Origin of the sequence: Micrococcus sp. EYE_212 (assembly GCF_023147585.1) — a bacterium.
In the GTDB taxonomy this organism is placed as follows: Bacteria; Actinomycetota; Actinomycetes; order Actinomycetales; family Micrococcaceae; genus Micrococcus.
In genome coordinates this window covers 1-20,026 of sequence record NZ_JAHXOZ010000019.1, presented here as the reverse complement: position 1 = coordinate 20,026, position 20,026 = coordinate 1, and the positions used below count along the sequence as shown (strand labels likewise).

Sequence of the window (20,026 nt, the reverse complement as noted above, 5' to 3'; positions counted from 1 at the left end):
GTGTCAGAACCAGGAGCCCCGCGGGACGAACCAGTCCTCGGGCGCCTCCTCGAGCCCTCGTGTCACGAGCCAGTACTGCGCGGCGTCCTCCGGGCTCAGCGCGTCGTCCCCGGTGGTGAGGCGGGCCAGCTGGCGCAGCCCCTCCTCGTCGAGGCCGTCCATGACCTCGCGGATCGCGGCCTCGGCGTCGTCGTCGAGCGCGTCCGGATCTCCCAGCACCGCGATGCTGCCCTCCGGGAGGACCCGTTCCCCGTCCCCCAGGGGCACGAGCGCGCTCGCCTCGATCTCCGGGTCGAAGCGGTAGGCCAGGCCGACCTGGGCCTCGTCCTGCACGACGGCGGGGATCGCCTCCTGCGCGGGCGGCAGCCACTCCCCGATCCGGCAGCCGGCGAGGCGGTCGAGCCGCTCGCGCAGCAGGACCGCGGCGACGCCGGGCTCGGCGCCGCCCAGCACCGCAGGGGTGGCGGCGCGCAGCTCTTCGCAGCGGCCGTTGAGGTCGTCCAGGGAGTCGAGCTCGAGCCGCGTCGCGGTGGTGGCCGTGACCACGGCGGCCAGGCGCAGCGGTTCGCGGGAGGCGGAGAGCACGTGGGGGCGCGCCACCCCCGGGAAGGCCGAGGCCGCTGCCGCGGTGGAGGAGCCGCTGGCGGGCGTGACGCCGGAGGACACGGCGCCGCCGGCGGCCAGCAGCTCCTCGACGATGCCCCGCGTGGCGGCCGCGTCCGGGGCCGACTCCCCGCGCGGCAGGGGCGTGGGCGAGGCCGCGGCCGTGGGGTCGGCGGGCACGCGGGGCGGGGCCGCCGGGTCGAGCGGGGGCAGGCTCGTGGACGCCGCGCCCGCCGCCGTGGGGGCCGTCGTCGGGCGCGGACTCGGCTCGGGCACCGAGGGCAGCAGGGAGGCGGGGTCCTCCGTCAGGACGAGGGTGAGCGTGTCCACGACGGCCACGGTGCGGCCGCCCGCGGCGTCCCAGGGCTGGGCCGGGGCGGGCGCACCCGCGGGCTGGGGGGCGACGGCGTGGCCGCGGCGGCGCAGGTTGCGCTCCACGACGGCGGCCACGGCCGTCTGGAGCGGGGCGTTCGAGTGGGTCACCGTGACGGGCGCCCCCGTGGGGCCGGACGACGGCTCCGGAGGGCCGGCGGGCGAGCACGCACCGAGGGCCACGGCCAGGCCGAGGGCGACGGCGGGGACGAGCGCGCGGCGCGCCGGGCGGCGGTCCTTCACGCGGCGGCCGTTCACGCGGCGTCCCCGACGGAGCGCTGCGCGGCGAGCTCCAGGGCGCGGGCCACCCACGTGGCGGTGCGGACCTCGTCGAGCGCGGTCAGGTCGAACCAGCGGGCGTCGGTGGAGGATCCCCCCACCTCGGGCCGGAGGACCCCGCCCGTGAGGCGCGCGGTGTAGAGGATCTGCACGGTGAGGAGAGGGACGCCCTCGCCCCGCAGGCGTCGTTCGGCGGGGATGAGGCCCGTGGTGACCCCCAGCAGGCCCGTGAGCTCGCTCGTGTGGCCGGTCTCCTCCCACACCTCGCGGCGGCAGGCCTCCTCGGGGCTCTCCCCCGGCTCCAGCCCGCCGCCGGGCAGCGTCCAGACCACCTCGCCGGGGCCCTCCCACGAGGAGAGCAGGATCCGGCCCTCGGACACGATCAGGGCGTAGGCGCCCGCGCGCGTCTGGAACGGCCCGGGCTCGGGCGCGGCGGCGGCGGGGGCGGCGGGGCGGGTGGTCACGGGCGGGCTCCTGCCGGACGGGGATGGGGGTGGGGCGGACCGGCGGGCCCAGTCTACGAGCACCGCCCGCCGCGAACAGGGGCTCGGCCCGCACGCACCCTGGCTAGGGTGGGTGGACCACCCGCCGCCCGAGGAAGGAGTCCGCCCATGGCCCCCGCGGCTCCCGCCCCCGAGGACCCTGCCGCCGCCGGCGACGACGCCCTCGGCCGCCTCACCACGCTGCTCGCCCGGGCCCAGGCCGCACCCGGCGGCCTCGACCTGACCGGCGCCGACGACCCGGCCGGCGTCACCGGCCCGCAGGGCGCCGCGCTCGACGCGCACGGGTGGTCCGACCTCGCCCTCGAGGCCGCCCTCCGGGAGGAGCCGGCCGACGTCGTCCGGTGCGCGGAGTCCGGTCTCCTCGCCCCCGGCGGGGATCAGCCCGGCACGCGCCTGACCCTGCTGCGCCAGCTCGCGCTCGCCGCCGATCAGGCCGACGACGAGGACGCCCTCGCCCGGCGTGTGGAGGAGCGGGCCGACGTGCTGCGGGCCCTCGGGCGGCCGCATCAGGCAGCCCTGGAGACGCAGCTCGGCGCGGCCCTCGTGCGCGAGCCGGACGGGTTCGAGGCCGCGGTGCTGGCCGGCGTCGTGGAGGACGAGCGGCGGCGCCGCGCGCAGGGATCCGGCGGCGACCCGGCGGACACCGTGCTCCCGGAGGCACTCCTCGGCCTGGCCGTCCAGCGCATCCACGAGTCCGACCTGGACGGGGCGCTGGTGCACCTGCGCGAGGCGATCGCGCTGCTGCGCGAGCTGCGGGCCGCCGGCGCGGTGCTCCCCTCCGGCACGTGGGCCAGCGCCCACCTCGTGCTCGCCCGCCTCCACCTGTGGCGGGGCGAGCACGCGGAGGCGGAGGTGGAGGCCCTGACCGTCCTCTCCCTTCCAGCGGCCCGCGCCGTCCGGGCCTCCGCGCTGCTGGTGCGCGCCATCGCCGCCCACGAGCAGGGACGGCCCGACGACGCCCTGCGGTTCGCGCTCGACGCGACCGCGGGCATGGGCGAGGCCGGGCTCCGGCGCGGGGCCGCCTCGGCCGCTGCGCTCGTGGCCCGGGCGGCCGACGACGGCGACCGGCAGGAGGCCGCCGTCCTCGCGTGGCGGCTGGCCGCCGTCCACGCCGAGAAGGCGGAAGCCCCGGAGGCGGCCGTCCTGACCTACTGGTGGGCCCACCAGCTGGTGCTGGCCGGCAGGCCGCAGGAGGCCGAGCCCGTGCTCGAGGGGCTCGTGCGCCGCGCCGCCGCGGGCGGGCAGGCCGTGGAGCAGGCCCGCGCGCTCGTGGACCTCGGCCACGCCCTCCACGACCAGGACCGCTCCGTCGAGGCCCTGCCGCTGTGGCGCGAGGCCGCGGACCTGTTCGAGGCCCACGGGCAGGCCGAGGACGCCGCGCGCGTGCTGCTGGCCGCCGGAGCCCTCGTGAACCGCGAGCGCGACGCGGCCTCCCGCCCGCTCGCCCTCGACCTCTTCGAGCGCGCGGCGACGGCGGCCCGCCGCGCCGCGGACGAGGCCGGCGAGGAGGACGACGGCGACGTGCTGCCCGCCGCGCTCCACGCGCTGGGGTACCTGCTGTGCGAGTCCGGCCGCCCGGAGGGGCTGGCCCTGCTGGACGAGGCGATCGCGCTCGCGGAGCAGGCCCCGGCGCCGTGGCAGGCCGCCGACTTCCTGGACACGCGGGCCCGCGCCCTGTGGGCCCTGGAGAACGGGCCGGAGGCCGTGTCCACCGCGCTGACCTCCGCCGACCGCTTCACGGCCGCGGGAGACCCGAACGGCGCCGCGCAGGCCGAGCTGTTCGCCGCGTACGTGGTGGCCGAGGACGGGCGCCCCGAGCAGGCCGCCACCCTGTTCCGGCTGGTCGGGGACTCCACCGGATCGGACCTCGTGCGACTCGGCGCGCTGACGGGGCTGCACCAGTGCCTCGACGCGCTGGGCGACCACGCGGGCGCGGCCCGCGTGCGCGACGACCTCGAGAGCGTCCGCGCGCGGCTCGGGGTCAGCGGAGACTGACCGGGGTCAACGGGGGCTGTCCGGGGGCACCGCGGGCCGACCAGGGCCCTCACCGGCCGTGCAGCACCTCCGCCGCCGCCGCCCGACGTGCCTCGCGTGCCGCCGGGGGTGCCTCGGGCTGGGCCGCGAGCGCGAGCAGGGTGGCGGCCGTCCGCGCCGCGAGGGCCTCCGGGTCCGCGCTCGTCCCCGCCCGGCGGGTGAAGCGTGCGATCACGCCGTCGAGGGCGGTCCCGCCCGCGCCGAGGTCGGCGCGCGCGGCACGCAGGTGGCCGATCAGGGCGGCCCAGTCGTCCACGCGGTGGCCGGGTCCGAGGGTGTCGGCGTCCAGGAGTCCCGTCACGCGCGTGCCGGCGGGGCCCACGAGGAGGTTGCCGGGGTGCAGGTCTCCGTGCACGGGGACCACGGGCCCCGGATCGGCGGAGTCCAGCAGCGTCCGGGCGGCGCCCGCGGCGCGCCCCGTCTGCGCGCCCGTCGCCGGGTCCAGCACGGCGGCGGCCCACGTCGCGTGGTCGAGCAGCTCGCGCCATGCCCCGGTGCCCGCGGCCGCGGCGTCGGGCGCGGGGACCCGGCCGGCCGTGCCGGAGGCGCCGACGTCGTCGGGGTCCTCGGCGGCCAGCGCGGCGGGGAGGCGGTCCAGCACGTCCTCGACCGCGCGGGGATCCAGCGCGTCCGCCCGCGGGCCGGTGAGGAGTCCGCGCCACGGGACGCCGGGGACCCGGCCGAGCGCGAGGACGCCGAGGTGGGGCGGGGCCACGAGCGGTGGGACCGGGACGCCGGCCGCCAGGGCCGCGCGCAGGCGGCGGTGCAGCGGGTGGACGGCCTCCGGTGGGAGCACCTTGAGGAACACGGTGCGGTCCGGGCGGGCCTCGTCCTCCCGGGGCTCCCATGCGGTGGCGAGGACGGCCCGCTCTCCGGGCCGGTAGGCCACCTGCTCGAGGGAGCGCAGCACGCCCAGTCCGCCGAGCCATCCGCCCACGTGCTCGCGGTCGACGGCGAGGGGCAGGCCCGGCAGGGCGGCGTCGTGGGGCAGCCACCACCACGTGGTCCCGTCGGGGAGGTGCCCGGAGAGTGGGCCGTCGGCGGGATCATCGTCGGCCACGGGATCGTCGTTCGCGGGATCGTCGTCGGCCACGGAGATGACGGCGGGGTGTTCAGCCGCGGCGGCGGGCGGGCCGTCGAGCACGAGGGTGCGGGCGAACGCCTCGCCGGCACCCACCGCCCCGGCCACCACCACGAGGTCGATCTCATGGGCGACCCGCCGGCCGAGCCTCAGGTGCAGGCGGGGCGGAGCGGCGCGCAGCAGGCGCAGCCCCGACGCCTCGAGGGCGGCCAGGACTGCGAGGGGGACCGCCGTCATGCGTGGGGCCGGAGAGGGCTCAGGAGGCGCGGCGGCGGGCCAGGACGTTGTCCAGGTCCAGTGCGGCGATGTCCCGCTCGGCGGTGGGGCTGATGTCCTCCGCGCGGGCGGTCTCGGGGCTCAGGGAGTCCTTGATGCGCCCGGAGGTCGCGGGCACCGGCGCGGCCTCGAGCGGCGCCGGCGCGGGGCGCTCCATCTCCGGTGCGTCCAGGTAGGTGGGGCGCGGCACGGCGGGGATGACCACGGAGCCGTGGCCGGACGGGACGGCGGGCGCGGCGCTCCGCGGCGCCTCCGGCACCGCGCGGGCCTCAGCTTCCCGGCCGCCGACGACGCCGGCCGTCCCGGTCTCCTCTGCGGCCGGTGCGGCGGCGGGGGCGCCGAAGGCGAGGACGGTCTCGAGCGTGCGGCGGTCGCGCGCGGGATCGGCGTGCGGAGCCGTGGCGTCCGCGTCCTCGGCCGGTGCGGCGCCGGTGAGGGCGTCGTCGGCGGGGGCGGCGGGACGATCCGCGGCGCGATCGCGCAGGGCGAGGGCCCGGAGGCCGCCCAGCGAGGCCGCGGCGATCAGCAGGGACCACCCGGCGGCGGCCGCGCTGGAGGCCCCGAAGAGCGCGCCCATGCCGGTGACGAGGAAGACCACGAGGGCCAGGGCTCCCACCATGGCGACGGCGGCACGGTCCCGGCGCACGTGGAGGCGCGAGAGCTCGGGCGAGACCTCGGCGAGGCGGGCGGAGGAGAACTGCGCGGCCGCGCGGCGGGCGGCGGAGAGCCGCCGGGCCAGGGCGCGGGCCGCCGGAGAGCTCTGCACACGGGTCGTCATGAAGGTCCTCCAGCGGTACGGGCGGGCGGCGGCGGCGCGGGCTCGGCGGCGGTGCACGAGCCGCCCCACCCCGACCGCCACGAGGACCAGCATGACCACGGAGGCGCTGACCTTGAGGCCCGCGAACACGCCGAGGGCGGAGTCGAGCTCCGCCACCAGGGTGTTCCACTCGTCCATGCGGGCCAGCCTACCGGCCGGCAGGGGCACGCCGCGCGTCGAGCCAGCGCGCGAGGAGGCCCTGCGGCACCTCGTCCACGGTGACCGCGAAGCTGCGGTGGTCGCGCCAGTCGCCGTCCACGTGCAGGTAGCTCCGGCGCAGGCCCTCCTCCCGCAGTCCGAGCTTCTCCACCACGCGCAGGCTCGCCGCGTTCTCGGGACGGATGTTGACCTCCACGCGGTGCAGCCCGAGGGTGAAGAAGGCCCAGTCCGCGGCCATCGCCACGGCGGTCGGCGTGAGCCCCCGCCCCGCGTGGCGCTGGTCGATCCAGTAGCCGATCGCGCCCGAGAGCACGGAGCCGTACTGCACCCCGCTGAGGCTCAGCAGCCCGATCAGGCGGTCCCGCCCCGGGGCGTCGTCGTCGAGGGCCACGCCCCACGTGAAGGAGGTGCCCGCGCGGGCATGGCGGCCGTGCCAGCGGACCATCTGCCCGAACGTGGCCGGGCCGGCGCCGGGCTCGGGGCTCGTGGCGTCCCACGGCGTCAGCCACTGCTCGTTGGCGGTCCGCTGCTCCCGCCACGCCCGCTCGTCGCGCCGACGCAGCGGGCGCAGGGTGAGGGAGTCGTGGCGCAGCGCCACGGGCCAGGACGAGCTCGACATGCCCTCGATCCTAGGACGTGGGCCGGAGTCCCAGGGCGCGGGCACAATGGCTCCATGGCCTCCCCCGACGCACCCCTGCCCTCCCCCGCGTCGACGCTCGACGAGTCCGGCGCGACGGCCCTGGCGAAGGCCGCCCTGCGCGCCCGCGTGCGCGCCGCACGCCGGGCCCTGGATCCGGCGCGCCGCGCCGCCGAGGCCGAGGCGGCGGCCGCGCACCTGTGGGAGTGGCTCGGTCCGCGCGTCGCGGCGACGCGCGGGCGGGGCGCCACGCCCGTCGTCGCCACGGTGCTGCCGATGCCCACGGAGCCGGACACCGGCCCGCTGCGCGAGCGCCTCCACGCCGCCGGGGCGCGCATCCTGGTGCCCGTGATCGAGCCGGGGCGGCGGCTGAGCTGGGCCGCGTGGCACCCCGGGGTGGGCATGGCCCGGGCGACGGCGGCCCCGATCGACGAGCCGATCGGGCCGCGACTCCGCGCGGACGCCCTCGCCGACGCCACGGCGGTGGTGCTGCCGGGGCTCGCGGTGGGCGAGGACGGCATGCGCCTGGGCCAGGGCGGCGGGTACTACGACCGCTTCCTCGCGGATCTGCCGGCCGCCGTGCCCACCGTGGCCCTGCTGTTCGCCCACGAGGTGCTCCCGGCCACAGAGGTGCCCGCCGAGCCCACGGACCGGCCCGTGGACGGGGTGGTCACGGCGGCCGGGCTGCGGTGGCTCGGACCGGCGGGTCCGCGGGGCGCGGCGGAGTAGCATCGCAGGGCCCGGACCATCCGCCCCGCGCCACGGCGCGCCCGACCCGAGGGGACCCATGCCCACGTACGCCTACCGCTGCAAGGACTGCGGCCACGCCTTCGACGCCGTCCAGTCCTTCACGGACGACGCCCTCACCGAGTGCCCCGAGTGCGGCGGCACCCTGCGCAAGCAGTACGGCTCCGTGGGCGTGAGCTTCAAGGGGTCCGGCTTCTACCGCACCGACTCGCGCGGCGGATCGGCCGGCGTCCCGGCGAGCGGCTCCGAGGGGTCGACGGGCGGCACGGCCTCCTCCGGCACGTCCGGCTCCGGCGCGGGCGACGGCGGCTCGTCCTCCGGCACCCCGACCTCGGCGTCCAAGGCCGACTGACCTCCGCCGCCCCCGTGGTCCCTGACCCCGGGGGCGGGGGCGTCGTCAGCCCCAGTGCGGCGGGCGCTGCGCGAGCAGCCAGCGATCGTGCTCGTCCATCGCCGCCACGGGCTGCCCCGCGGGCGCCTGACCGGCGGCACCGGGGCGGGGCGAGGAGCGGGGCGCGCGGGCACCGGCCCCGTCGAGCCCCGCGACGCGCGGCTCCGGGCCGTCGGCGGCCGTCGGCCCCGTGCCCGGGGCGTCCGCGCGCCGGGACCGGCCGCGCCGAGGACCGCTCCCCCGCGCCGCACGCCCGTGGGCTGGGGGCCCCGGCTCAGCGCTCATCGGCGTCGGTCTCGTCCTCCGACTCCTCCACCGGCTCGTCCAGGCCGAGCCGCTCGGCCAGCCGGTCCGCGAGGGACTCGGGATCGGCGAACACGTCGATCGCCCAGAGGGTGTCCGTGTCCCAGCCGCGCGCCTCGAGCTGCTCCGGCAGGCGCCGCGAGCGCTCGCGCACGGTCATCGAGCGGTACGTCAGGCCGCCGTCGCTCACGAGGGCCAGCGGCCGCACGGCCCCGCCCCGCCCGGCGGCCGCGAGGTCCATGACGCCGCCGAGCCGCGGGCGCACCTGCGCGCCGTGCTCCGCGAGGCGGTCGCACAGGTCCGCCATGAGCGGATCGTCCACCTGGCCGCCCGTGGGCTCCTCCCCCGAGCCGAGGTAGGCCTCCAGCAGCGTGAGGAACCAGCGGGCGCCGCCGTCCAGTCGCTCCGCCTCGAGGTCCGAGGCGCGCACCGCGGAGACCAGGTGCAGGCGCCGGCGCGCCCGGCTCACCGCGATCGCCATCATGCGCTCGCCGTCCGGCTCCGAGACGGCCCCGAAGTGGTGCACCACGCGGCCGTGGGGGGTGCGGCCGTAGCCCGGGGTGAGGATCACGGCGTCGCGCACCACGGAGGCGGCCCGCGTGACCGGGACGATCACGAAGGGCTCGCGGGTCGACTCGTCCTCGCCCCGCCCGCGGGCCAGGAAGTCCCGCGCCCACGGCGCGCGCGCGGCGGTGGCCTGCACGGCGGCAGCCACGCGGCGGGCGTGCTGCTCGGACACGGTGACCACGGCGAGCGACTCGTCGGCGTGGTCCCGGATGTGCTCGAACACGCGCTGGACGGTGCGGGCCACCTCGGCGTCGGTGGACTCCACCACGTCTCCCCCCGTCATGGGGATGCCGGTGCCCTCGGCCACGTACTCGGCGGTCACGGTGCGGCCGTGCCCCGTCAGCTCGCCGGCCGTGGGCACGGCCTCGAGCTCGCCGTCGTAGGCCAGCGTGGAGATCAGGCGGACGAGGCGCCGCTCCATCCCGCGGTGCACCGTGCGCAGCGGCAGCACGGGCAGCACCTCGGCGAGCGCCTCGTGCGCGGAGCGCAGCGGACGCAGCGGGCCGGCGGTGGCCGTGGGGTCCACGGACACCTGGAAGGACTGCGGCCGGCCGATCACGGGGTCGCCGAACGAGACCACCTGGGGGGCGCGCACGAGCGCGCCCATCACGGTGGCCAGCGCGGTGGCGTCCGCGTCCAGCAGCACCACGACGTCGGCGGACCAGTCGGCGGGGAACTCCGCGAGCGCCATGGGCGAGGTGGTCATGATCGGCACGAGGGGCTGCAGGACCTCCGGTGTGAGCGTGGCGAGCGACTCCACGCTCGGGCGGCCCTGCTTGAGGAGGTTCCGCAGCACGGCGGCGTCGGCGCGGTAGGTGCCCAGCGCGGCGCGCCAGCGCTCGGACAGCGCGGCGGAGAGCCGGTCGGCACCGGAGGCCAGCAGGTCCCGGTCCGCCGCGCGGAAGCCGCGCTCGACCTCGGTCAGGTCGGTGCCGCTCATCATGGCCAGGAAGTCGTCGCCGGAGATCATGGCCTCGAGCGCGGACTGCCACCAGGCCAGCTCGAGCTCGGCGCTGAGCCGTTCGGGCGGCACCTCCCGGTCGTGGAGGTCCGCGAGGAGCTCGGAGAGGCCGTGGTCGCGCAGCTGGTCGAGCACGAGCGTGCGCTCGGGCAGGGAGGAGAGGGTCTCGCGGTCGGCCACGAGGCCGTCCACCGCGGCGGCGAGGTCGTCGGCGTCCCGCTCCGCGAGCGCGGTCTCGGCGGTGGCCTCCGGCGCCAGCACGGCCGTGAGCCGCTCGAGGCGGTCCTCGACGCCGGCCACGGCGCCCAGTCCGCGGGCGGCCTGGTCCGGGACCATCGGCACGGAGCCGGGCTCGGCGGCATGGCGGCGCCAGTCCTCGACGACGGCCTCCGCCTCCAGCAGCGCCGCGTGCAGGTCGTGCGGCTGGACGCCGGGACGCACCACGTCCTTGGCCTGGCGGCGCACGCGGGAGCGGGCGACGGAGGACATCTCCACCATGTTCTGGCGACGCCACCCGCTGGAGGCGGTGGCCGCCACGAGCTGAGAGAGGTCCTGCGCGAACACCTCGGGGGTGAAGGTCTCGAGGCAGCGGGCGACCCGCTCGTACAGGTCCACCTGCTCACGCCAGCCGGCCACGGTGCGCGCGGGGCGCAGCCCGGCCTGCGCCGCGGCGGTGTCCACCGCGCGACGCGTGGTGTGGAGCGTGGCCGCGAGCTCCTGCACGAGCTCGGCGGCGGATTCGGTCTCCTGCACGTTGCGCACGCGCGCGCCGAACCAGCGGCTCTGCGTGGCCTGGGGCGAGAACGCGCCCAGCTCGCCGGCCCGCTCGAGCTGCTCGGCCACGGCGTGGCGGTTCACGGTGGAGTCCAGCACGGAGCGCTTCAGGCGCACGGTGGTGGCGGGCGGGGTCTCGAGGCCGGTCAGGGCCGCGAGCGCCTGCATGGCCTGGAACGGCGAGCAGCCCCACCGGGGGCGCACGTGGTGCAGCGAGCCCACGTGCTCGCGCAGGCGACGGCGCCGCTCCACGAGCTCGGCGTCGGCGCGGCGTCGGTCCGGCTGCTCGGCGCGTTCCGTCCGCAGCACGGCGGCCACGAGCTGACGCCGCAGCCACTCCGGGTCCGCGTTGGCGGGCACGTCGAGGGCCGCGGCCCGCAGGCCGGCCTCCTCGAGGCGGTCGTGCACGTCGGCCAGGGCCGCGGAGCGCTCAGCCACCACCAGCACGCGCCGGCCCTCCCAGGCCAGGCGGGCGGCCAGCGCGACGGCGGTCTGCGTCTGGCCCGTGCCGGGCGCGGCGTGCACCACGAGCGAGCGGCCCGCGGAGGCGTGGTCCAGCACCGCCTGCTGGGAGGGGTCGAGGTCGAGCACGAGCCGCTCGTCCTGCGGCGCGCGGTCGTCCCCGTCCGGTTCGTCCACGGGCCCGAGCTCGGCGGGACGGGGCACCATGCCGGTGCCGGCGTCGTAGAGGGCCTGGACCACGGGCAGGTGCTCGAGGGAGTCCGGCAGGCTCGCCGTCTCCCCGAGGTCCGCGAACGTGGAGAGCAGCATGCGCTCCGAGACCTGCAGGCCGTCCAGGGACCCGGCCTGCTCCCGCAGCAGCGCCAGGGCGGGGCCCGGCTCCATGCGCGCGGTGGCGTAGGCGGCGTGCTGGTACGCCTCCGGGTCCAGGCGGATCCCGTGGTGCCGGCGGAGGTTGCGGACCAGGGCGGGGTTGAGCCGCGCCGGCTCGGTGATCTGCACCTCGAGCTCGTCCCGGTCCTGCGCGCCGCGGCGCACGGTGAGCGCCACGCGGGCCAGCAGGACGGGGGCGGAGCGGCGCTCCCGGCGGCCGTCCTCCTGCGCTGTCCACGTGGCCACGCCCACGGCGAGGGCCGCGACGTCGATGCCGCGCTCCTCCGAGAGCTCGCGCACCTTGGCGCGCAGGCCGAGGGAGACCTGGTGGGCGGACTCGAGCACGGGGCCGGCCGGCAGCAGCGTGGACAGGCGCGTGCGGCGCCCCAGCAGCAGCTGCGAGACGCCGGAGGAGTTGGCGTCCGTCACGTCGATGCTGTTGGCCGCCGAGGGCGCGAAGCGCAGCATGGTGTCGTTCTCCGCCCCCGAGCCGAGCGAGGCCACCCACGTGGCCGGGTCGGGACGGGCGGCGCCCTCGTCGGGGCGGGCGGCCGCGCGGGCGCGGGCCAGGCGGGGGAACTCCTGCTCGGTCACTTCGGTGCGGTCCTTCCTCTGCCCGCCCCGGGCGGGCGGGATTCGAGCCTGATGCCGCCCCGGATCGGGGCGGCCCTCACGCGGCGCGCAGGGCGCCGCTCACTCCCACTCGATGGTGCCCGGGGGCTTGGACGTGACGTCCAGGACCACGCGGTTGATGCCGTCCACCTCGTTGGTGATGCGGTTGGAGATCCGGGAGAGCACGTCCTCCGGGATGCGGGCCCAGTCCGCCGTCATGGCGTCCTCGGAGGTGACGGGGCGCAGCACCACGGGGTGGCCGTAGGTGCGGCCGTCGCCCTGCACGCCCACGGAGCGCACGTCCGCGAGCAGCACCACGGGGCACTGCCAGATCTGCCGGTCCAGGCCGGCCGCGGTCAGCTCGGCGCGCACGATGGCGTCCGCGCGGCGCAGCAGGTCCAGGCGCTCCTGCGTGACCTCGCCGATGATGCGGATGCCCAGGCCGGGGCCGGGGAACGGCTGGCGGTGCACGATCCCCTCGGGCAGGCCGAGCTCGGCGCCCACGGCGCGCACCTCGTCCTTGAACAGCTCGCGCAGCGGCTCGCACAGCTCGAACTCGATGTCCTCCGGCAGGCCGCCCACGTTGTGGTGGGACTTGATGTTGGCGGCGCCGTCGCCGCCGCCGGACTCCACGACGTCCGGGTAGAGCGTGCCCTGGACGAGGAAGCGGACCTCGGGGGCGTTCGGGTCGTGCGCGGACTCGAGCACGATGTCCGCCTGGGCCTTCTCGAACGTGCGGATGAAGCGCTCGCCGATGGTCTTGCGCTTCTGCTCGGGGTCGGTCACGCCGGCCAGGGCGGCCAGGAAGTCCTCGCGGGCGTCCACCATGACGAGCTTCGCGCCGCCGTGGGCCTCGCCGAAGGCCTTCTCGATCTCGGCGGACTCGCCCTCGCGCATGAGGCCGTGGTCCACGTACACGCAGGTCAGGCGGTCGCCGATGGCGCGCTGCACGAGGGCCGCGGCCACGGCGGAGTCCACGCCTCCGGAGAGCCCGCAGATCGCGCGGGCGTCGCCGATCTGCTCGCGGATGCGCTCGACCTGCTCCTCGATCACGTTGCTGGCCGTCCAGTCGGAGGCGAGCCCGGCGCCGTCGTGCAGGAAGTGCTCGAGCACCTCCTGGCCGCGGGAGGAGTGGCCCACCTCGGGGTGCCACTGCACGCCGTAGATGCGCCGCTCGCGGTCCTCGAACGCGGCCACGGGGGCGCCGACGGTGGTGGCGGTGACCGCGAAGCCCTCGGGCGCCGCCGTCACGGCGTCCCCGTGGGACATCCACACGACCTGCTCCTCGTCCTGGCCCGCGAAGAGCACCGACTCGGGATCCACCTCGGTGAGGCGCGTGGAGCCGTACTCGCGGGTCCCGGTGCGGGCGACCTCGCCGCCGAGCGCGTGGGCGATGGACTGGAAGCCGTAGCAGAGGCCCAGCACGGGCACGCCGGCCTCGAGCAGCGCGGGGTCGAGCCGGGGGGCGCCGGGCTCGTACACGGACGAGGGGCCGCCCGAGAGGATCAGCGCCGCGGGCTCACGGGCGAGCACCTCGGCGGCGGGCGTGGACGCCGGCACCACCTCGGAGTACACGTTGGCCTCACGCACGCGACGGGCGATGAGCTGGGCGTACTGCGCACCGAAGTCCATCACCAGGACGGTGGGCATCACGTCGCTCAGCGGGGCGGGCTTCTCGGGGGTGGGGGGGTTCTGCGTCACCCGACCAAGGATAGTCCAGGCGTCCCGGGGCGCCGCGCCCGCGCCTCAGTAGCGGCGAGCGGCGGACGGGTACCGGTGGACCTCGTCGCGCACCACGCGGGTCATGCGCTTCTCCACGATGAAGGAGAGGAAGGGCACGACGCCACCGCCCGCCATCGCCAGCAGGCGCACCGGCTCCCAGCGCATGAGGGACCACAGGCGGAAGCACGCGAGGAGGTAGACCACGTACATCCAGCCGTGGGCGATGAGGATGAGGAGGGAGAGGTTCACTCCCCCGGTCACCGAGTCCTCCGGATGCAGGCCCAGCACGTTGGGCTCGCCGTCCACCGTGGTGCCGCCCGCGAACAGCTCCTGGTGGAGGCCGTACTTGAACACCATCTCCGCCACGAGCAGCAGGAGCATGACGCCCGTGATCCACGCGCACACCACGTAGAACCGGGTGGCCGAGCGGATCTGCTGCTGCGTGCCGGCGAACCGGCGGCTCTCCCGGCCCGGGCGCGGCGGCGGCTCGGGGAGGTCGGCCTCGGTGATGTCCTCGGGGTCCGGCAGGCTCGTCGGGTCCACCGCGGCGTGCGCGTCCGGTCGGGACTGGGGGTCGGGATGGCTCATCATGTCTGCTCCTTCGGGGGACCCGCGGGTCCGTCGTCGTGCGGGGTGCGCGCGGCCTGCGCCGCGAGCGCCCGCTCCTTGGCCTCGCGCGCCGCGGCCCGGCGCCGGGCGAGCTCCTCGGCCCGCCACTGGGCGGCCCACTCCTCGTCCAGGCGGGCCTCCTGCAGCTCGCGCTCGTGGTCGTCGCGCACGAACCGCCACCACAGGAAGAGGGCGAAGCCCGCGAAGAGGATCCACTCGATCGCGTAGAACACGTTCAGCCAGACGACCTGCGTCTCCTCCGGCTGCGGCGGCACCCACACGGGCTCGAGGCCTCCCGGGGCGGCCCCCGCCGAGACGTCCGCGCCCACCGCGTCCGTCACCGCGAACGCGGCCACGTAGGCGGCGTAGGAGGGCTCGTCCCAGACGTTGACCAGCTGGCCGGGGGCGAGCGTGGTGTACACGGGGCGCCCGGAGGTCTCCGCGGGCTCCGTGGAACGGGGCAGGGGGCCGTCCGGGGGCAGGAGGCGCCCGGTCAGGGTCACCTCGCCCGTGGGCGCCGGGTCCACGAGGGCGGCGTCCTCCGACCAGCCCCGCACGACGGGGACGACCTCGCCGTCCGGGGCGCCGGCCACCCGGAAGGCCGTCACGGTCCAGAAGCCCTGCCGCCCCTCGTGCAGGCGCCGGGCGATGAGTGCGTCCGTGCCCGGGAGGAACGCCCCGGACGCGGTGACGACCTGGTCCGCCTGCGAGGCCAGGAGCGGCTCGGAGGGGCGGACGTGGTCCGTGAACGGGACGGCGTTCTCCGTCTGCGTGCGGGGCGGTGGGGCCGCCGTCTCCGCGGACTGGAACTGCCAGCGCGAGAGGGCCACGAACAGGCCGGCCGCCACGAGGGCCAGCGCGAGTGTGGCCAGCCACACGGGCTTCAGGGCGGTACGGAGCACCCGAGATCACTTCTTCCGGAACGGGACGGGCGGGCCGCAGCGACGGCGGGCCGAGGGGCGGTCGGCCGGGGCCGGCGGTGGCCCGCCCCGGCGCCGGTGGTCACATCACGCGCGTGGGCGCGACGATGACCTCCACCTTCTGGAAGTCCTTGAGCTCGGTGTAGCCCGTCGTCGCCATCGCGCGCTTGAGCGCGCCCATGAGGTTGGAGGTGCCGTCCGTCTGGTGGCCGGGGCCCCACAGGAGCTCCTCGAGCGGGGCGACGGTGCCGACGTGCGTGCGGTGGCCGCGCGGCAGGTCCGGGTGGGCGGCCTCGAGGCCCCAGTGCCAGCCGGCTCCGGGCGCCTCGGCGGCGCGGGCGAGCGCGGTGCCGAGCATGACGGCGTCGGCGCCCATCGCGAGGGCCTTGACGATCTGGCCGGACGTGCCCAGGCCGCCGTCGGCGATCACTTGCACGTAGCGGCCGCCGGACTCGTCCATGTAGTCGCGCCGGGCCTCGGCGATGTCCGAGATGGCCGTGGCCATGGGGACGCGGATGCCGAGGGCGCGGCGCGTCGTCGTCGAGGCGCCGCCGCCGAAGCCCACGAGCACGCCGGCCGCGCCGGTGCGCATGAGGTGCAGCGCCGGGGTGTAGCCCGCGGCGCCGCCCACGATCACGGGGACGTCGAGCTCGTAGATGAACTGCTTGAGGTCCAGCGGCTCGTGCGTGGAGGACACGTGCTCGGCGGAGACGGTGGTGCCGCGGATGACGAAGAGGTCCACGCCCGCGGCGAGCACGGTCTTGTAGAACTGCTGCGTGTTCTGCGGAGTGAGGGAGCCGGCCACCACGACGCCGGCCTCGCGGATCTGCGCGAGGCGCTCCGTGATCAGCTCCGCCTGGATCGGCGCGTCGTAGATCTCCTGGAGGCGGCGGGTGACCTCGGGGCTGCCGGGGGCCGCCTCGAGCGCGGCGATCTCCTCCAGCAGCGGCGCGGGATCCTCGTGCCGGGTCCACAGGCCCTCGAGATTCAGCACGCCGAGGCCGCCCAGGCGGCCCAGCGCGATGGCCGTGTCCGGGCTCATCACGGAGTCCATGGGGGCGCCGATCACGGGCATGTCGAACGTGTAGGCGTCGATCCGCCAGGACAGGTTCACATCCCGCGGGTCCCGGGTCCGGCGGGCCGGCACCACGGAGACGTCGTCGAGGGAGAAGGCGCGGCGGCCGCGCTTTCCACGGCCGATCTCAATCTGATTCGTCACCTCCCCAGCCTATCCCAGGGATCCTGGGCGCCACCGGGGAGGGCGCCGGGCTCAGCGGGAGCTGTAGTTCGGCGCCTCCACGGTCATCATGATGTCGTGCGGATGGGACTCCTTGAGGCCCGCGGAGGTGATGCGCACGAAGCGTCCGTTCTCCTTGAGGTCCGCGATGGTGGGCGCGCCCGTGTAGAACATGGTCTGGCGCAGGCCGCCCACGAGCTGGTGCACGACGTTGGCGACGTGGCCGCGGTAGGGCACCTGGCCCTCGATGCCCTCGGGGATCAGCTTGTCCTCGGCCGGCACGTCCGCCTGGAAGTAGCGGTCCTTGGAGTAGGAGCGCTTGCCGTTGCGGGTCTGCATGGCGCCCAGGGAGCCCATGCCGCGGTAGGCCTTGAACTGCTTGCCCTGGTAGAACACCAGGTCGCCCGGGGACTCGGCGGTGCCGGCCAGCAGGGAGCCGAGCATCACGGAGTCGGCGCCGGCCACGAGTGCCTTGCCGATGTCGCCGGAGTGCTGCAGGCCGCCGTCGGCGATCAGCGGCACGCCCGCGGGGCGCGTGGCCTTGGCCGCCTCGTAGATCGCGGTGATCTGGGGGACACCGACGCCGGCCACCACGCGCGTGGTGCAGATGGAGCCCGGGCCGACGCCGACCTTCACGGCGTCCGCGCCGGCGTCGACGATCGCCTTGGCGCCCGCGTACGTGGCGGCCTGGCCGCCGATGATGTCCACGTGCGCCGCGGCCTTCTCCTTCTTCAGGCGGGCGATCATGTCCAGCACGCCGTGGGTGTGGCCGTTGGCGGTGTCCACCACGAGGGCGTCCACGCCCGCCTCGACGAGCGCCATGGCCCGCTCCCAGCCGTCGCCGAAGAAGCCGACGGCGCCGCCCACGCGCAGGCGGCCCTCCTCGTCCTTCGCGGCGTCCGGGTACTTCTCCGCCTTGTCGAAGTCCTTGACGGTGATCAGGCCCTGCAGCCGGTTCTGATCGTCCACGAGGGGGAGCTTCTCGATGCGGTGGCGGGAGAAGAGCGCGACCGTCTCCTCGCGGGAGATGCCCACGGGGCCCGTGATGAGCGGCATCGGCGTCATGGCCGAGCGCACCGTGCGGGTGGCGAAGTCCTCGTGGTCCACGAAGCGGACGTCGCGGTTGGTGATGATGCCGACCAGGACGCCGTCCGTGTCCACCACGGGCAGGCCGGAGACGCGGTACTGCGCGCACAGCTCGTCGAGCTCCTCGAGGGTGGCGTCCGGGCCGACGGTGACGGGGTCCGTGATCATGCCGGACTCGGAGCGCTTCACCGTGTCCACGTGCGAGGCCTGGTCCTCGATGGAGAGGTTGCGGTGGATGATGCCCATGCCGCCCTGGCGCGCCATCGCGATGGCCAGCGGCGCCTCGGTCACCGTGTCCATGGCGGCCGAGATGACGGGGATGTTCAGGCGGATCCGCTTGGTCACCTGCGTCCCGGTGTCCGCGTCCGCCGGGATGACGTCCGTGTGGCTGGGCAGGAGGAGGACGTCGTCGTACGTCAGGCCGAAGAATCCGAACGGATCGGCGGCGGAGTGGACGGGGTCCGAGGACGGGCCGGTGCTGGTGGTGGTCACGAAGGGGCCTTCCGAGACGGGGGTTTCCGCGATTCTATGCCCACGGGGTGGTGCGCCGGGGATGGGTGCGTCGGCGGTCACAGGGTCGGGCGGGTCCGGGTGGAGGACCGGAGATGGAGGTCGGCATGGGAGCTCCCCGATGATGTGACGGTCGGGGCGGTCCCGTGAGGTCCGCCATGATTCGCGCACGGGCCGGCGGCGAGACCGGCGTCACGCCCGAGTCACAGAACGCAACCCGTTTCGTCGTCGTGCTAGGCACCCTCCTAGCCTCTCCCGGTGAGCACAGCACAGACCTCCCCCGCACCGGCCGCGCGTCGCCGGCTCCCCGCCTGGATGACCAACTTCGGCTGGCAGATCGTGGCCGCCCTCGTCCTCGGCCTCGTCCTCGGCCTCCTCGCCCGCGGCATGGGCCACACCGAGGAGAACCCGACCTGGCTCGGAGAGATGCTCGACCTGATCGGCGGCATCTACGTGACCCTCCTGAAGGCCGCGGTCGTCCCGCTGGTCTTCTTCGCCGTCGTCGCCTCCATCGCCAACCTCGCCCAGGTGACCAACGCGGCCCGCCTGGCCGCGAAGACCCTGCTGTGGTTCGCGATCACGAGCCTCATCGCCGTGCTGGTGGGCCTCGCCGTGGGCGTGATGCTGCAGCCCGGCGTCGGCACCGGGCAGACCGCCCCGGACTCGTACAACGCCCGCGACGTGGGCTGGCTCGACTTCGTGACCTCCATGGTCCCGGTCAACTTCCTCGGCCTCACCGTGAAGGCGTCCACCAGCGATGCCGGCGCCGTCGTCGCCTCCCCCACCTTCAACGTGCTCCAGGTGCTCGTCATCTCGATCGCGGTGGGCGTCGCCGCCCTCAAGGTGGGTGAGAAGGCCGAGCCGTTCCTCGCGTTCTCCCGCTCGATGCTGGCCATCATCCAGAAGGTCCTGTGGTGGATCATCCGCCTCGCACCGATCGGCACCATCGGCCTGCTGGGCACCGCCGTGGCCTCCTACGGCTGGTCCACCATGGGCACGCTCGTGAAGTTCGTGATCGCCATCTACATCGGCCTCGCCCTCATCATGCTCGTGGTCTACCCGCTGCTGGCCCGAGCGCACGGCCTCTCCGTGCGGCAGTTCTTCTCCGGCGTGTGGCCGGCGTTCCAGCTGGGCTTCGTCTCCCGCTCCTCGCTGGGCACCCTGCCCGTGACCCAGCGCGTGGCCGAGCGGAACTTCGGCGTGCCCACCGGCTACGCCTCCTTCGCCGTCCCGCTGGGCGCCACCACCAAGATGGACGGCTGCGCCGCCATCTACCCCGCCATCGCGGCCGTGTTCGTGGCGCAGTTCTACGGCATCGACCTGAGCCTCGGCCAGTACGCGCTGATCGTGCTCGTCTCCGTGCTGGGCTCGGCGGCCACGGCCGGCACCACCGGCGCCACCGTGATGCTCACGCTCACCCTCTCCACCGCGGGCCTGCCCCTCGAGGGCATGGCGCTGCTGCTCGCCGTCGACCCGATCGTGGACATGGGGCGCACCGCCCTGAACGTCTCCGGCCAGGCGCTCATCCCGGCCCTCGTGGCCAAGCAGGAGGGCATCCTGGACCAGGCCCGCTACGACGCCGAGCGCGGCGACGTGATGGCCGACGACGACGCCGAGATCGTCGAAGCCCGGGCGCAGGACCGCGCCGACACGCAGGCGCAGATGGTCGGGGTCGACACGCGTCCCTGACGCGGCCCCTCGCTCGACGCGCTGATCAGGGGAGGAGGGGCCATGGCCCCTCCTCCCCTGGCCTGTCCCCACGTCGGCGACTCCCTCGGCGCGCTGCCCGGTGGTCCCGAGCCCTCTCCCCCGCGACCCCGTTACCTTTCTCGTGGCTCCTCCATCGATCAGGATGAGCAGGTGCCGGCCAGCCGGTCCTCGGCATGATCGTTGCCCCCAGTCGACTGCATGATCCGGGGGGTGTTGTCACCGAGGACCGGTCTGGTGACCACGGATCGCTAATAGAGGCGCGAGCCCCTCACCGGGGCCCTT

The 20,026-nt window shown here is 76.1% G+C and carries 16 protein-coding genes; 4 read left to right on the top strand and 12 right to left on the bottom strand.

Translation table 11 applies throughout. The features are described 5' to 3' along the window. Positions 1 to 3: 3 nt before the first annotated feature. A complete protein-coding gene (locus KZX60_RS10795; RefSeq protein WP_248118293.1) occupies positions 4 to 1,233 on the bottom strand; it encodes a glycine betaine ABC transporter substrate-binding protein in 1,230 nt (409 codons plus the stop codon). Continuing rightward, positions 1,230 to 1,718 carry an NUDIX domain-containing protein gene (locus KZX60_RS10790; RefSeq protein ID WP_248118292.1) on the bottom strand — a complete coding sequence of 163 codons (489 nt, stop codon included), beginning with the start codon at positions 1,716 to 1,718 and terminating at the stop codon, positions 1,230 to 1,232. The genes KZX60_RS10795 and KZX60_RS10790 overlap by 4 nt, the downstream gene beginning before the upstream one ends. A gap of 147 nt (positions 1,719 to 1,865) precedes the next feature. Here KZX60_RS10790 and KZX60_RS10785 point away from each other — a divergent pair, with 147 nt between their 5' ends. Further along, positions 1,866 to 3,752 carry a hypothetical protein gene (locus KZX60_RS10785; protein ID WP_248118290.1) on the top strand — a complete coding sequence of 629 codons (1,887 nt, stop codon included), beginning with the start codon at positions 1,866 to 1,868 and terminating at the stop codon, positions 3,750 to 3,752. A gap of 49 nt (positions 3,753 to 3,801) precedes the next feature. Here the strand turns inward: KZX60_RS10785 and KZX60_RS10780 are convergent, their stop codons facing one another. From KZX60_RS10780 to KZX60_RS10770, 3 genes are read right to left on the bottom strand one after another with little or no spacing between them, the layout of a single operon-like run. Continuing rightward, positions 3,802 to 5,109, bottom strand: coding sequence for a phosphotransferase (locus tag KZX60_RS10780; protein ID WP_248118287.1), 1,308 nt, complete (start codon positions 5,107 to 5,109; stop codon positions 3,802 to 3,804). A gap of 19 nt (positions 5,110 to 5,128) precedes the next feature. Continuing rightward, complete coding sequence (locus KZX60_RS10775; RefSeq protein WP_248118286.1) at positions 5,129 to 6,103, bottom strand: hypothetical protein; 975 nt, start codon at positions 6,101 to 6,103, stop codon at positions 5,129 to 5,131. A 10-nt stretch (positions 6,104 to 6,113) separates the two neighbouring features. After that, positions 6,114 to 6,743: a GNAT family protein gene (locus KZX60_RS10770; RefSeq protein WP_248118284.1), complete on the bottom strand. Its 630-nt coding sequence runs from the start codon at positions 6,741 to 6,743 to the stop codon at positions 6,114 to 6,116. Positions 6,744 to 6,797: 54 nt separating this feature from the next. Between KZX60_RS10770 and KZX60_RS10765 the strand changes: the two genes are divergently transcribed. Beyond that, complete coding sequence (locus tag KZX60_RS10765; RefSeq protein WP_248118282.1) at positions 6,798 to 7,490, top strand: 5-formyltetrahydrofolate cyclo-ligase; 693 nt, start codon at positions 6,798 to 6,800, stop codon at positions 7,488 to 7,490. Positions 7,491 to 7,548: 58 nt separating this feature from the next. After that, a complete protein-coding gene (locus KZX60_RS10760; protein WP_248118280.1) occupies positions 7,549 to 7,860 on the top strand; it encodes an FmdB family zinc ribbon protein in 312 nt (103 codons plus the stop codon). Between the two features lie 45 nt (positions 7,861 to 7,905). On the opposite strand, the gene KZX60_RS10755 is transcribed toward KZX60_RS10760, so the two are convergent. The 7 genes from KZX60_RS10755 to guaB form a co-directional block, all read right to left on the bottom strand. Next, a complete protein-coding gene (locus tag KZX60_RS10755; RefSeq protein ID WP_248118278.1) occupies positions 7,906 to 8,184 on the bottom strand; it encodes a hypothetical protein in 279 nt (92 codons plus the stop codon). Beyond that, positions 8,174 to 11,932 (bottom strand): DUF4011 domain-containing protein, encoded by a 3,759-nt coding sequence (locus KZX60_RS10750; RefSeq protein ID WP_248118276.1) that lies wholly within the window; start codon positions 11,930 to 11,932, stop codon positions 8,174 to 8,176. The genes KZX60_RS10755 and KZX60_RS10750 overlap by 11 nt, the downstream gene beginning before the upstream one ends. A 99-nt stretch (positions 11,933 to 12,031) precedes the next feature. Beyond that, positions 12,032 to 13,600: a glutamine-hydrolyzing GMP synthase gene (gene guaA, locus KZX60_RS10745; RefSeq protein ID WP_248118333.1), complete on the bottom strand. Its 1,569-nt coding sequence runs from the start codon at positions 13,598 to 13,600 to the stop codon at positions 12,032 to 12,034. A gap of 96 nt (positions 13,601 to 13,696) precedes the next feature. Further along, positions 13,697 to 14,260 (bottom strand): DUF3817 domain-containing protein, encoded by a 564-nt coding sequence (locus tag KZX60_RS10740; RefSeq protein WP_248118274.1) that lies wholly within the window; start codon positions 14,258 to 14,260, stop codon positions 13,697 to 13,699. Continuing rightward, the gene (locus KZX60_RS10735; RefSeq protein ID WP_248118272.1) at positions 14,260 to 15,183 is read right to left on the bottom strand and encodes an SURF1 family protein; all 924 of its coding nucleotides are present in this window, start codon (positions 15,181 to 15,183) and stop codon (positions 14,260 to 14,262) included. Before KZX60_RS10735 ends, KZX60_RS10740 begins: the two co-directional genes overlap by 1 nt. A gap of 100 nt (positions 15,184 to 15,283) precedes the next feature. Beyond that, complete coding sequence (locus tag KZX60_RS10730; RefSeq protein WP_248118270.1) at positions 15,284 to 16,420, bottom strand: GuaB3 family IMP dehydrogenase-related protein; 1,137 nt, start codon at positions 16,418 to 16,420, stop codon at positions 15,284 to 15,286. A gap of 51 nt (positions 16,421 to 16,471) precedes the next feature. Further along, on the bottom strand, positions 16,472 to 18,016 hold the full coding sequence (guaB, locus tag KZX60_RS10725) for an IMP dehydrogenase (RefSeq protein ID WP_319074112.1): 1,545 nt from the start codon (positions 18,014 to 18,016) through the stop codon (positions 16,472 to 16,474). Positions 18,017 to 18,292: 276 nt separating this feature from the next. Between guaB and KZX60_RS10720 the strand changes: the two genes are divergently transcribed. Continuing rightward, positions 18,293 to 19,723 carry a dicarboxylate/amino acid:cation symporter gene (locus KZX60_RS10720; protein WP_248118268.1) on the top strand — a complete coding sequence of 477 codons (1,431 nt, stop codon included), beginning with the start codon at positions 18,293 to 18,295 and terminating at the stop codon, positions 19,721 to 19,723. Positions 19,724 to 20,026 lie beyond the last annotated feature (303 nt).

Excerpts from the sequence above, each read along its gene's own strand:
- KZX60_RS10765 (WP_248118282.1), top strand. The coding sequence starts at position 6,798 with ATGGCCTCCCCCGACGCACCCCTGCCCTCCCCCGCGTCGACGCTCGAC.
- guaA (WP_248118333.1), bottom strand. The coding sequence starts at position 13,600 with ATGCCCACCGTCCTGGTGATGGACTTCGGTGCGCAGTACGCCCAGCTC.
- KZX60_RS10740 (WP_248118274.1), bottom strand. The coding sequence starts at position 14,260 with ATGAGCCATCCCGACCCCCAGTCCCGACCGGACGCGCACGCCGCGGTG.
- KZX60_RS10775 (WP_248118286.1), bottom strand. The coding sequence starts at position 6,103 with ATGGACGAGTGGAACACCCTGGTGGCGGAGCTCGACTCCGCCCTCGGC.
- KZX60_RS10760 (WP_248118280.1), top strand. The coding sequence starts at position 7,549 with ATGCCCACGTACGCCTACCGCTGCAAGGACTGCGGCCACGCCTTCGAC.
- KZX60_RS10785 (WP_248118290.1), top strand. The coding sequence starts at position 1,866 with ATGGCCCCCGCGGCTCCCGCCCCCGAGGACCCTGCCGCCGCCGGCGAC.
- KZX60_RS10770 (WP_248118284.1), bottom strand. The coding sequence starts at position 6,743 with ATGTCGAGCTCGTCCTGGCCCGTGGCGCTGCGCCACGACTCCCTCACC.
- KZX60_RS10780 (WP_248118287.1), bottom strand. The coding sequence starts at position 5,109 with ATGACGGCGGTCCCCCTCGCAGTCCTGGCCGCCCTCGAGGCGTCGGGG.
- KZX60_RS10755 (WP_248118278.1), bottom strand. The coding sequence starts at position 8,184 with ATGAGCGCTGAGCCGGGGCCCCCAGCCCACGGGCGTGCGGCGCGGGGG.